This is a genomic window from Pseudomonas sp. RL_105y_Pfl2_101 (genome assembly GCF_963970585.1).
Lineage (GTDB): Bacteria > Pseudomonadota > Gammaproteobacteria > Pseudomonadales > Pseudomonadaceae > Aquipseudomonas.
Genome location: NZ_CAXAPG010000013.1, coordinates 120,550 through 132,769, shown reverse-complemented (window position 1 = coordinate 132,769; position 12,220 = coordinate 120,550). Strand labels below are relative to the sequence as shown.

Here is a 12,220-nt window from a genome sequence, read left to right as displayed (position 1 = left end):
CGATTACATCGAGATGTTCTACAACGCAAAACGCCGCCATGGTTTCAACAATCAGCTGTCACCGGTAGAGTTTGAAAAACGTTACGCAATGAGTTTGCAAGGTGTCTAAAGAATCCGGGGCGATTCAGGCCACTTGAATCAACATCACCTCAACCGCTCTAGTACCGGCGATAGTAGAAAGCATCTCTAACGGATTCTTTCCGGCAAACCGATCTTTTGACTTCGATAGCCATCGTCTGGCTTTAGTTTCGTCCCCGAAAATTACCTCTGTCAGGGCCATGATGTGCACATATCTGAACAGCTGATCGCTCTCACTTAGTGTAAGCCGTTGATTACGGGCTATTCTGATCCTCGAGGTGCGACGCGCCATGATCTTGTTGGGCTCGGACGCTCTCAGCTCGTAACGGTCGCAGAGCTCTTTAAGCCTGAAACGCGGAAAGCCGGATTCGATCATTTTATGGATGTCTTGATCAGACGCATCACAGGGTATTCCGAGTAGGTTTTCTAGCCTGATCCGATAGGAGCGGTATCCATCCCCGCGCATGGCTTCAGCAAACATAGCCCACCTCCCATCCAGTACGTTCCGCGGATTAGAATGTGGCAAATTTCGAGTCGTGTGAAGCCTAATGCATCAGATCCCTCGAAATTGCACTGTTCCCTAGGTGACGCTCCCCGTAGAGTTGTAGGTTTGGTGTGCTCTAAGTACTGGGACACGACATGGCGCACCTGGAGATCGACCGGGAAGATTTGCCTGAGACGATGCAGCTACTGCGTATTGAGTTGCCAGATGTTGCCAGCCAGGCCGCAGCGCCTAGTCTCCGTAAAGGCTGGCAGTCAGACACAGGTCAAACCAGAGCCGTGGGCAATTTCTTCCTGGACGAATACGCGTGGCTCTTGCTTCCCGTGCCCAGCGCGATTATGCCGTTGACCCACAACTTTCTTTTCAACCCCCGGCATCCTGTTGCCAAGTCGGCCACTGTAACCCCCGTCCACTTCGAGCCTGACCCGCGGCTTTTTTGATCCGCATAATTTTTGAATGTCCAGCATTCGGACGGCTTCGATGGATCTGGAGCCCGGCGGCATCTCCGATGCCACCGCCAATTTCACTAGGGAAACTCTGAAAAAGACTTCCAGATTTGGTGAAATACAGCGATCCGGCGATGGAAGAAGCACTTTACGAGACCACGATCCTGCGCCAGTTTTCGGGGCTGCATCTGGATCGGATTCCCGATGAAACCACGATCCTCAACGTTCGCCGCCTGCTGGAGAAACACGAACTGGCCGGTGGGATTTTGCAGGTCATCAACGGTTATCTGGGCGATCGAGGCTTGATGTTGCGCCAAGGCACTGTGGTCGATGCGACGATCATTCACGCGCCGAGTTCGACCAAGAACAAGGACGGCAAACGTGATCCCGAAATGCATCAAACCAAGAAAGGAAACCAATACTATTTTGGAATGAAGGCGCACATCGGTGTCGATGCCGAATCCGGCCTGGTCCATAGCCTGGTGGGCACGGCGGCGAATGTCGCGGATGTGACGCAGGTCGATCAGTTGTTGCACGGCGAGGAGACGTACGTGTCTGGCGATGCGGGTTGCACGGGCGTGGACAAGCGTCCAGAGCATCATAACCGTCAGATGATCTGGTCGATTGCGGCGCGGCCCAGGACCTATAAAAAGCACGATAAGGAAAGTTTGATCGGTCGTCTGCGCCGCAAAATTGAATACACCAAGGCCCAGCTCAGGGCCAAGGTTGAGCATCCGTTTCGGGTCATCAAGCGCCAGTTTGGTTATACGAAAGTGCGCTTTCGTGGTCTGGCGAAAAACATCGCTCAGCAGACGACGTTGTTCGCGTTGTCGAACCTGTGGATGGTGCGAAAGCAGTTGTTGAATGCAGGAGAGGTGCGCCTGTGATGCGCGAAATGCGCCGAGAAAAGGTGCGATTCAAGGAAAAGACATGAATTAAAAAGCGCCAAAGCCTGGTTTTTGGCAGGTCACCGTTTTTTTGAGCGCCCAATGAAGGGGTATTCAAAACATCGGTGACTACTTCAGACCTTCCGTAGGTTAACAGCGATTTTATTTTGAATGCACAGAGTTTCAGAACAAGTGAAAACCCATGCTGGTCCATCCCGTTGAGAGTCACGCACGGTTGATCGGCACGCTGCGTGCTGCACATTTGGATCATCAAGTTGTCAGTTACGGTCATTGAGCGCCCGCATCCGGACTCTTACGCTGTGGGTCATGACAGACGCAAGCCGCAGAGCTTGCGCTTCTCCCGTGATCGCCCGTTGTGGAGTTACCGATGACCGCCTCTCATTACCCGCACCTGTTGGCCCCGCTGGACCTGGGTTTCACCACCTTGCGCAACCGTACCCTGATGGGTTCGATGCACACCGGCCTGGAAGAGAAGCCCGGCGGCTTCGAACGCATGGCGGCGTATTTTGCCGAGCGGGCCCGGGGCGGCGTGGGCCTGATGGTCACCGGTGGGATCGGGCCGAACGACGAGGGCGGTGTTTACTCCGGCGCGGCCAAGCTGACCACCGAAGAAGAAGCCCTCAAGCACCAGATCGTTACCCGGGCCGTACACGAGGCCGGTGGCAAGATCTGCATGCAGATTCTCCATGCCGGGCGCTACGCCTACAGCCCCAAGCAGGTGGCACCGAGCGCGATCCAGGCGCCGATCAACCCGTTCAAGCCCAAGGAACTGGACGAGGAGGGTATCGAGAAACAGATCAGCGATTTTGTCACCTGCTCGGTACTGGCCCAGAAGGCCGAATACGATGGCGTCGAGATCATGGGGTCGGAAGGTTATTTCATTAACCAGTTCCTGGCGGCCCACACCAACCACCGTATCGACCGTTGGGGCGGCAGCTATGAAAACCGCATGCGCTTGCCGGTGCAAATCGTGCGTCGGGTGCGCGAGGCGGTAGGCCCGAATTTCATCATCATCTTTCGCCTGTCGATGCTCGACCTGGTAGAAGGCGGCAGCACCTGGGACGAAATCGTCCAGTTGGCCAAGGCCATCGAGCAAGCCGGCGCGACAATGATCAACACCGGTATCGGTTGGCACGAAGCGCGAATTCCCACCATCGCCACCAAGGTTCCTCGGGCGGCGTTCAGCAAGGTCACGGCCAAGCTGCGTGGTTCAGTCAGCATCCCGCTGATCACCACCAACCGCATCAACACCCCGGAAGTGGCCGAGCAGATCCTGGCCGAAGGGGATGCCGACATGGTCTCCATGGCGCGGCCGTTCCTGGCCGATCCGGAGTTCGTCAACAAGGCCGCTGCCGGGCGCGGCGATGAAATCAACACCTGCATCGGCTGCAACCAGGCGTGCCTGGACCACACCTTTGGCGGCAAGCTCACCAGTTGCCTGGTGAACCCGCGGGCCTGCCACGAAACCGAGCTGAACTATCTGCCGGTGACCCAGGTGAAGAAAATTGCCGTGGTCGGTGCCGGCCCGGCCGGCCTGTCCGCTGCCACGGTGGCGGCCGAGCGTGGGCATCAGGTGACGCTGTTCGATTCGGCCAGCGAAATCGGTGGCCAGTTCAACGTCGCCAAGCGCGTACCAGGCAAGGAGGAGTTCTTCGAAACCCTGCGCTACTTCAAGCGCAAATTGCAGACCAGCCATGTCGAGTTGTGCCTCGACACCCGGGTGGATGTGGCGCAGTTGGTGGCCGGGGGCTACGACGAGATCATCCTCGCCACTGGCATCGCGCCGCGCGTGCCGGCGATTCCCGGGGTGGAGCATGCCAAGGTGTTGAGCTACCTGGACGTGATCCTCGAGCGCAAGCCGGTGGGCCGCAGTGTCGCGGTGATCGGTGCCGGCGGTATCGGCTTCGACGTGTCGGAGTTCCTGGTTCATCAAGGCGTTGCCACCAGCCAGGACCGCGAGGCGTTCTGGAAGGAGTGGGGCATCGACACCCACCTCGAGGCTCGCGGCGGTGTGGCCGGGATCAAGGCCGAACCTCATGCACCGGCGCGCCAGGTGTTCTTGCTGCAACGCAAGGCATCCAAGGTCGGTGATGGCCTGGGCAAGACCACTGGCTGGATTCACCGCACGGGCCTGAAGAACAAGCAGGTGCAGATGCTCAACAGCGTCGAGTACCTGAAGATCGACGACGACGGCCTGCACATTCGCCTCGGCGAAACCGGCGAGCCACACGTGCTGGCCGTGGACAACATCGTGATCTGCGCCGGCCAGGATCCGCTGCGTGAGTTGCACGAAGGCCTGGAAGCGGCGGGGCAGAGCGTTCACCTCATCGGTGGCGCCGACGTGGCGGCAGAGCTGGACGCCAAGCGGGCGATCAACCAGGGTTCGCGGTTGGCGGCGCAGTTGTAAGGCACAAAACGCTGGGCGCGACCTTGCTTGCAAATAGGGAAGCCAAGGTCGCCGCCGATTCCAGGTGGGCTTGCTCGCGAAAGCGGCGGGTCAGTTTGCGGTGATGTTGGATATGCCGACGCCTTCGCGAGCAAGCCCGCGCCCACAGGTTCTTGTAGTGCCAGGACCTGCGCGACCAGCTGTTAAGATGCTGGGCATCTTTATCCCAGGCCTACTGCCATGCTGCTTCCCGCCCTCGACTGGCATCCCCAACCCCGACTCGAACTCCTTCATTTGGACTGGCTAGCCCGTGCCGGTGTTGAGGTGGCGGCGTTGCGCCTGGACCGGATCGATCCGCTGATCAGTGGCAATAAGTGGTTCAAGCTGGTGCATCACTTGCGCGTCGCCCATGAGGCCGGCGCCGAGGGGATCATGAGTCTGGGCGGCGCCTATTCTAATCATTTGCATGCGTTGGCGGCGGCGGGCAAGCGCTTCGGGTTTCCCACGGCGGGGCTGTTGCGTGGTCATCCCCAGGACACGCCGACGGTGCGTGACCTGAAAGCGTTTGGCATGGACCTGCACTGGTTGGGTTATGGCGGATACCGAGAGCGACACGCTCCGGGTTTCTGGGAGCCGTGGCAGATCCGCTATCCCTATTTGCATTCGGTACCCGAGGGCGGTTCAGGATTACCCGGCGCACAAGGCTGCCAGGTGTGGGCGGCCAGTGTCCGTGAACAACTGGCGACGTTGGGGTGGGCGGATTTTCACGGTTGGTGGCTGGCCTGCGGCACCGGAACGTCACTGGCCGGGTTGGTGCTGGCCGAAGCGGGACAGCGCCCGGTCTATGGCGTGCTGGCGGTGCCCCAGGACCATGGCGTGGCGCAGCAAGTCGAAAACATCATGGGGGAAGCGGGCCTTTGCAATCCGCTTTATGAATTGTTCGACGGCAGCCGTGGTGGTTTCGCCCGGGTCGATGCCGAACTCGCCGAGTTCATCGAAACCACGGTGGCTATCGAACTGGAGCCGTTGTACACCGGCAAAGCCTTGATGTTGCTCAAAACGCGGGTGGAGGCCGGAGGGGTTGCCCCGGGCACCCGTTTGATCTTCGTCCACACCGGCGGTTTGCAAGGCCGCCGAGGGTTCGAGTAACGGCGATCAGCCGCGTTTGGGTATCATCCGCAGCAGCGTGTTGTCCCGTACTACATAGTGGTGGTACAGCCCCGCCAAGGCATGCAAGCCAATCAACCAATAGCCGATGGTGCCGCCCAGCACATGCCAGCCTTCCAGTTGCTTGGCAAACGCCTTGTCCTGATCGATGAGCAAGGGCAGATCGAAACCGTAGAACATCACCTGATGCCCTTCGGCGCTGGTGATCAGCCAGCCCAGCAGCGGCATGGCGATCATGAACAGGTACAGCGCCCAGTGCATCAGACGAGCGAGAATGGTTTGCCACGCAGGCGACGCCGGGAAAATCGCCGGTGCCTTACCCATGCTGCGGGCGAACAGGCGTAGCCAGACCAGCAGGAACACGGTCAAGCCGAGCATGAAGTGCGCTTCCTTGATCAGGGTCCGGCCGCCACTGCCCTTGGGGAAAATTCCCCGGAATTCGATGCAGGCATAAACCACGGCCAGCAGAATCAGCATTAGCCAATGCAAGGTTACCGTGACGCTACTGTAGCGGCTTTCTGAGTTTTTCCAGGGCATTGCAGGTATCTCCAACGATCAGGGTAGAGCGCCGTCTAGAGCGGCGTTATCCGCTTACTGTAAGCCCGTTTCGCTGGGTTTGCATGAGCCAGATCAGTTTTGCCGGTATGAAGTCTTAGGGTTGCGTCAGAGCGTCAAGTCCGGCGGATTGAGCAGCCAGTCCAACAGCAGCCCCGGATCATGATTGCCTCGGGGCGGTTTCGGGGGCGTGGCGGTATGGCCTGCGTCGGTATCGACAGCCCCTGGGCACAGCACCGGTCGATCAGGGTCGCCATCGAGAAAACTCACCAGCACTTCGCTGCCGGCCATCAGGCTGGGGCTGCCGTCCAGCGTCAGCCGCGACACGGGCAGCATGATGCCCTCCTGGTCCGGTGCCCATAGGCTGACACTCACCTGGCCACGTTCATCGGGGCTGGCCGGTTGGCCGGCGCGGCCGAGTACATGGGCTAGGTGGTACCCGGGGATACAGGGCTTGGGATGCTTGAGGGTCGGCCTGAACGCGGTGGACCAGGGAATGGCGGTGAACCGGTTGCGGTAGTCACGGGCCGACGGTGCGGCGGGCAGGTCCGGTTCCAGGATCGAAAACTGCCGTCCGCGATGCTGGACCTCGGTGATCAACCATTGATCGTTGAAGCTGGAAACCGGGTGTTCGCAGATTTGCACGATGTCGCCGCCGTGCAGGGCCGGCTGGGTACTGTGGCCATGGATCTCCCGTTGCCGGCAGCGCAGCCGTTCAAGGTGGCGGCGACCGGCCTGGTATCGGTGAGCCAAGGCCGGGTTGCCGTGCATGGCCTCGTGTTCGATCTGCTCAAGGGGGTGATTCGCCGCCGAGGCCTGTGCTTCGGACGGGGCCCGGTCACTGAACCCGACGGGCAGGCCAGGCATCATCGGATGGTGACGCAAATACACGCGTTTGATGGCCGGTAGCGGGCTTTCGTTCGGGCGCAGGGGCAGCTCGACGGGGTGCAGGGGAAAGCTTCTCGGGTCTTCGGCAAACACCAGGACATGGCCCTGAGGCGCGTGTTCGAAATGGTAATGAATGCCTTCTTCCTCGCACAGTCGTTGCAGGAGGGTCAGGTCGCTTTCGTCGTATTGGATGCAGAAGGGGCGGCACGGATACTGCCCATGAGGCAGTTCGAAACGGTAGCTGTCGACGGGTAGCGCGTGTTCTTCCAGCAGGCGTTGCAGCACCTGCACCGCGCTGAGCCGATGGAAAACCCGGCGCTGCGGGCCTTGGTCCAGTTGCTGGAGGTAGGGAACCAACGTCAAGCGATAGCCGATGCGCCGCGGCGCCAGGGTACTCAGGCTAACGCTGTGGACAATTCCATGGACGCCCGCTTCGCCGTCCAGGCGCAGGAAGGCCGGATGCCTCAAGAGCAGGTCGGGGTTTATCGGTGGGGCCAGGCCGATCAGTTCGAGGTCATAGCGGTACGGCTGGTTGAGGGCTTCGCGGCCATTGAACCGCAAGACTTGCAGTTGCAAGTCGCTTTGCGTGAGCGTCAGGCAGAAGGGACTTTCCGTGTCGTTGCGCATAGCAGCTCCTACTGGTGGGGAGAGAGGCGCAGAGGGTACGAAATCGCGGGGGAAAACGGTGCTTGTGAGTCGCTATTTCAGAAACGTCCTACAATACGCTGTGAAAAAGCCGATCCGGCAGGGTGAATTTTTTGGTCGATCAGCCGGTTTAGGCCGTATAAACTTGCGCCACAGCGCCGGCCGGCAGATGTCTCGGCGCGTCAGACAAGAGAGTGAGTAATGGGCGCACAGTGGAAGGTTAAACACAAAGAAGCGGCTGCTAACGCCAAGGGCAAGATCTTCGGCAAACTGGTGAAGGAAATCACCATTGCCGCGCGCAACGGTGCTGATACCGCTACCAACGCGCACTTGCGACTGGTGGTCGAGCAGGCGAAGAAGGCCTCGATGCCCCGCGAGACCCTGGAACGTGCGATCAAGAAAGGTTCTGGCCAGCTCGGTGAAACCGTGCAATACCACCGCGTCACCTACGAAGGGTTCGCGCCGCACCAGGTGCCGTTAATCGTTGAATGCGTGACCGATAACATCAACCGCACCGTTGCCGAAATTCGCGTCGCGTTCCGCAAGGGCCAACTGGGTGCCTCGGGTTCGGTGGCCTGGGACTTCAACCATGTCGGCATGATTGAAGCCGCACCGGACAGCCCGGATGCCGATCCGGAAATGGCCGCCATCGAGGCCGGTGCCCAGGATTTCGAGCCGGGCGAAGACGGCGCGACCTTGTTCCTCACCGATCCTGCCGACCTCGATGCCGTACAGAAGGCCTTGCCGGAGCAGGGTTTCACCGTGTTGTCGGCCAAGCTGGGCTACCAGCCGAAAAACCCGGTCAGTGGCCTGACCGACGAGCAGATGGCTGAAGTCGAAGCGTTCCTCGAAGGCCTCGACAACCACGATGACGTGCAGGACATGTTTGTCGGGTTGGCGGGTTAAGCACTACCCCCTGTGGCAAGGGAGCTTGCTCCCACTCGGCGGCGCGTAGGAGCTGTCGAGTGCAACGAGGCTGCGATCTTTTCACTGCCACTTAAATCGTGAGCGAAAGATCAAGATCAAAAGATCGCAGGCTTCGCCAGCGCCTACAGAGCCCAGCGGGAGCAAGCTCCCTCGCCACGGTTGCGCAATAAGCCTTCAATCTCATCAAACCCCGGCCGCGCCAATACATCAGGCTGACAGCAACGCACCTGCAGATCCTGCAACGCTACCAGTTCCTCTGCACCGAGCCCCGGTTCAATCCGCGCCAACAATTCCCCCAGCAGAATCCCGAAGGCCCGTACTTCGATACGTTGCAGCGCGCGGGTTTGCAGGTTGTCTGTGGTGGCGTGGAACGACGCCGCGCCAAAATCCCCCAGCAGGCAATCGCCCAAGTCATCGCACAGAATATTATGCCCGTAGAGATCCCCGTGGGTGATGCCCTGGCGGTGCAGGTGCGCCGCCACCGAGGCAATACCATGGGCGATGCGCAGGGCCACCGGAGCGCTGAGGCGCAGCGCGTCGGCATACACGTCTCGAGTGCACGAGGCCAGGCTCGGCAGCCCGGCGAGGTTACGGTAGCTGGGCTCGATCAGCGCCATCACCAGCCCGGCCTGTTGTTCGGGGTGCCCGGTAACCTTGCCCAACACCTCAATCAGGTTTGGGTGTCGACCGGCCGTGATACAGGCATGCATCTCATGCAGCGGCGAGCCGTCGCTGGTCATTTGGCCTTTGTACAGCTTCACCGCGACCTTTCGCACCACGTCGCCGGGTGCCTGCCAGCGTGCCTGATAAATCACCCCCGACGCGCCTTCGCCCAGCTGTTGTTGCAGTTCCAGATGCGACCAGTCGATAGGCGTTGTGGTATTCAGGGCCGCCGCTTCTGCCTGAGCCTCCAGCGGGTTGCCGGCGTAGGCCAGCCAACTGAGGCTTGGTAACTTGAGCAGCCATTGCGGCAGTTCGGTCAGTTGGTTGGCGGCGATGCGTAGCAGTTCGAGGCGATGACACTGGTCCAGGCTTGCCGGCAACTGCTGCAAACGGTTGCCGGCCAGCATCAGTTTTTGCAGAGAAGGGCGTTGGCCCAGTTCATCAGGCAATTGGTTGACGCAGTTGTCGGTCAGGATCAGCCAACGCAGCAGTGGCGGCAGTGCGGCGCCCGTGACGTGTGCAATGCGGTTGGCCTTGAAACCGACCATGGTCAAGGCGCTGCAACGGCCCAGGCATTCGGGCAGTTCGGTGAAACGGTTGTCCGAACAGAACAGCACGCGCAGGCGAGTCAGCCGATGCAGGTCGTTGGGCAGCGTGTCCAACTGATTGCCGCTGAGGTTGAGAATTTCGAGGGAATCGGCCAGGTCGAAGATTTCCCGGGGAAACTCCGTCAAGCCGCAGGCCAGGTCCAGCCGAGTAATGCCGGAAAGCTGGCCGGCGCGTAGTTGGGCGAGGGTGTGCATGGAGGGGTTCGCTGTTGATCAAGAAGAAAAAGCGTGGAAAAAACCTGTGGCGAGGAGCTTGCTCCTGCTCGGCGACGTCATAGGAGCTGTGTAGGAGCTGTCGAGTGAAACGAGGCTGCGATCTTCCCCAGACACTTGAGTCCCAAGCGAAAGATCAAGATCAAAAGATCGCAGGCTTCGCCAGCGCCTACAGAACCCAGTTGGAGCAAGCTCCCTCGCCACAGCTCATCTGTTCAATTCATTGTGAGATGGCCGCATGATAACCGCAAAATTTGCGCATCGCGCTCGATGCTGCGGTTCCAGCGGGCGTTCCAGGCCGGGCGTTGTGCGTTGACCCGATCCCAATCCACGGCAATCGCCGTTCCCAGGTACTGCTTCATCGCCTCCGCCTGGCCGCGGGTCTTGTCGGTGGTCGGAGTGTTGGGGTTGGACGGGATCTGGTCGCCTTCTTCCAGGGCGATGGCCTGGGCTTGCGGGGTCAGCAGGAAAGCCGCGAGTTGTTGCGCCAATTCCGGTTGGGTATTTTGGGTGATGGTGCATTCGGCGGCGTTGAGGACCACGGCGCCGTCCTTAGGCTGGGCATATTCGACCGGCATGCCTTTGAGTTTCAACGCGCTCACATGGGGCGGTGTCAGCGGGAACAGCGCAGCTTCGTCGGTCTGCAGCATTTCGGATAGCTCAAGCGTGAGGCCGCCCTGATCGGACCGCGGATCAACCCCTTCGACCCGTTGCTGCGCAGGCCTTCGCAGGTGTTTGGACAGCGTTAAACACACTCTCAAGAGCAACTGATGTTCCCTGTGGGAGCCTGCTCGCGATAGCGGTGTGACAGTCGACATCATCTCTAACTGAGCTGCCGCCATCGCGAGCAGGCTCGCCCCCACAGAGATTTTCCATCGGATAGGGGACTCAGAAGTTCAGGGTCTGCTTGAGCCGCTGCACCGTCGGCGTATCACTGGGAATGACCATCGCATAGTTGTAGCCCGGCCCGGACCAGTACTCGGCTTGCAGCTCACCCTCGCGGCGACTGCCCCGCGGCAGGAGGAAGTTTTTCGGGCCGGGCGGGCGCACGTAGAAGCTGATTTTCTGACCGTTCGGGTCCTGATAGACCACCATCGCCGCCGCGCCTTGTTCGGTGCTGAGCAAGCGCCCGCTGACAGGCTTGAAGCCCGCAGCCGACAGGTCTGGCAACCGGTCGGCCTGGGTGAAGTAGCGGTCGAGCCAGCCTTGCATGCTCTGCTCGTCGCCGGTTTGGTAATCGGCCGGAAGGATGCCCTGCTGGGCAATCAAGCGGTATGCCTGCAGGGCATCGGCCATGGGGGCGGCAGCGCTGAGCAGGGTCATTTGCCGCGCCTGCCAGCCACCGAAGCCACCGACGCTGACGGCCAACAGCAACACCGCGGCGCTGGCCAAGTGGCGGCGGGAGCGATGTTTCAGGTGCTGTCGAATCATGGCCGGGTCGAGGTCGGGGTTGGGCGGCTGTTGCAAGGCACCGCTCAGGGCCGTGCGCAGGTGCTGTGCGTCCTGTTGCCAGGCCCGGACGCGGGCGGCGACTTCCGGCTGATTGGCCAGGTAGGCCTGCACCAAGCGCTGGTCGGCTTCGTTCAGTTGGCGATCGACGTAGGCGTGCAGGTCACTTTCGCTGGGGGGCATGCTGATCATTTGAGTATCCGCAGGGTAGGGCGGGTGATTTCGCCGTCGCTGAGTTGGCGCAGGGCCTGGCGAGCACGGGACAGGCGGGACATTACCGTGCCGGTCGGCACGCCGAGGATGTCGGCGACTTGCTGGTAACTCAAGCCTTCCACGGACACCCACAACAACAGTGCGCGTTGCTCCGTCGTGAGCTGATCGAAGGCCTGCAGGGACGATTGCGCGATCACGCTGCGCTCGGCCGAAGGCTGGGCATCGTCGCGACCGGTGAAAAACTCCAGCATGCGCGCATACCGACGGGAGCGGCGATGACCGTCGAGAAACTGCCGATACAGAATCGAAAACAGCCAGGCCCGCAGATCGCCGTCTGGGCGCTTGTCGTTCCATTTGGACAACGCCCGTTCCAGGCACATCTGCACCAGGTCGTCGGCGTTGCTCGGGTTGCGCGTCAGCGACAGGGCAAAACGCCGTAGCCTGGGGATGAGTTCGCGCAACTGTTCGTCGAATGCGTTCATGGGAGTGTGGCTTCTGTGGGCAGTCACTGCGCCGGGACTGGAAAGACGACCCGAGAACGAGATTATTCCAGTGCAGGAAAAATAAATACG

11 protein-coding genes and 3 pseudogenes are annotated in these 12,220 nt (G+C 60.5%); 7 read left to right on the top strand and 7 right to left on the bottom strand.

The features are described from left to right. On the top strand, window positions 1–109 hold a 109-nt coding region (locus tag AACY31_RS16365; RefSeq protein ID WP_130926105.1), incomplete at its 5' end, for an IS3 family transposase. Window positions 110–124: 15 nt separating this feature from the next. Here AACY31_RS16365 and AACY31_RS16360 read toward each other — a convergent pair. Next, window positions 125–559: an antitoxin Xre/MbcA/ParS toxin-binding domain-containing protein gene (locus tag AACY31_RS16360; protein WP_339504784.1), complete on the bottom strand. Its 435-nt coding sequence runs from the start codon at window positions 557–559 to the stop codon at window positions 125–127. A 158-nt stretch (window positions 560–717) separates the two neighbouring features. On the opposite strand from AACY31_RS16360, the gene AACY31_RS16355 reads away from it, so the two are divergent. From AACY31_RS16355 to AACY31_RS16340, 4 genes and pseudogenes are all read left to right on the top strand, one after another. Then, window positions 718–1,020, top strand: a complete 303-nt coding sequence (locus AACY31_RS16355; RefSeq protein ID WP_339504781.1) for an RES family NAD+ phosphorylase — start codon at window positions 718–720, stop codon at window positions 1,018–1,020. 125 nt (window positions 1,021–1,145) lie between these two features. Continuing rightward, window positions 1,146–1,913: pseudogene (locus AACY31_RS16350) on the top strand (IS5 family transposase); the annotation flags it as partial. A 388-nt stretch (window positions 1,914–2,301) separates the two neighbouring features. Next, window positions 2,302–4,341: an NADPH-dependent 2,4-dienoyl-CoA reductase gene (locus AACY31_RS16345; RefSeq protein WP_339493020.1), complete on the top strand. Its 2,040-nt coding sequence runs from the start codon at window positions 2,302–2,304 to the stop codon at window positions 4,339–4,341. A gap of 219 nt (window positions 4,342–4,560) precedes the next feature. Then, window positions 4,561–5,469 carry a 1-aminocyclopropane-1-carboxylate deaminase/D-cysteine desulfhydrase gene (locus AACY31_RS16340; protein WP_339479998.1) on the top strand — a complete coding sequence of 303 codons (909 nt, stop codon included), beginning with the start codon at window positions 4,561–4,563 and terminating at the stop codon, window positions 5,467–5,469. 6 nt (window positions 5,470–5,475) lie between these two features. On the opposite strand, the gene AACY31_RS16335 is transcribed toward AACY31_RS16340, so the two are convergent. After that, entirely contained in the window at window positions 5,476–6,024 is a 549-nt protein-coding gene (locus AACY31_RS16335) for a cytochrome b (protein ID WP_339480000.1), read from the bottom strand. A 126-nt stretch (window positions 6,025–6,150) separates the two neighbouring features. Then, a complete protein-coding gene (locus AACY31_RS16330) occupies window positions 6,151–7,557 on the bottom strand; it encodes a type VI secretion system Vgr family protein (protein WP_339480002.1) in 1,407 nt (468 codons plus the stop codon). Between the two features lie 219 nt (window positions 7,558–7,776). Between AACY31_RS16330 and AACY31_RS16325 the strand changes: the two genes are divergently transcribed. After that, window positions 7,777–8,481 (top strand): YebC/PmpR family DNA-binding transcriptional regulator, encoded by a 705-nt coding sequence (locus tag AACY31_RS16325; RefSeq protein WP_003183149.1) that lies wholly within the window; start codon window positions 7,777–7,779, stop codon window positions 8,479–8,481. A gap of 143 nt (window positions 8,482–8,624) precedes the next feature. Here AACY31_RS16325 and AACY31_RS16320 read toward each other — a convergent pair whose 3' ends face one another. Both AACY31_RS16320 and AACY31_RS16315 read right to left on the bottom strand, forming a co-directional pair. Continuing rightward, window positions 8,625–9,968, bottom strand: a complete 1,344-nt coding sequence (locus tag AACY31_RS16320) for a leucine-rich repeat-containing protein kinase family protein (protein WP_339504778.1) — start codon at window positions 9,966–9,968, stop codon at window positions 8,625–8,627. 233 nt (window positions 9,969–10,201) lie between these two features. Next, window positions 10,202–10,648: pseudogene (locus AACY31_RS16315) on the bottom strand (extracellular solute-binding protein); the annotation flags it as partial. Here AACY31_RS16315 and AACY31_RS16310 point away from each other — a divergent pair. Continuing rightward, window positions 10,646–10,735: pseudogene (locus tag AACY31_RS16310) on the top strand (IclR family transcriptional regulator); the annotation flags it as partial. The pseudogenes AACY31_RS16315 and AACY31_RS16310 overlap by 3 nt on opposite strands. A gap of 139 nt (window positions 10,736–10,874) precedes the next feature. On the opposite strand, the gene AACY31_RS16305 reads toward AACY31_RS16310, so the two are convergent. Beyond that, entirely contained in the window at window positions 10,875–11,627 is a 753-nt protein-coding gene (locus tag AACY31_RS16305) for an anti-sigma factor family protein (RefSeq protein WP_339480007.1), read from the bottom strand. Further along, window positions 11,624–12,130, bottom strand: coding sequence for a sigma-70 family RNA polymerase sigma factor (locus tag AACY31_RS16300; protein WP_339480009.1), 507 nt, complete (start codon window positions 12,128–12,130; stop codon window positions 11,624–11,626). The genes AACY31_RS16305 and AACY31_RS16300 overlap by 4 nt, the downstream gene beginning before the upstream one ends. Window positions 12,131–12,220: the final 90 nt, after the last annotated feature.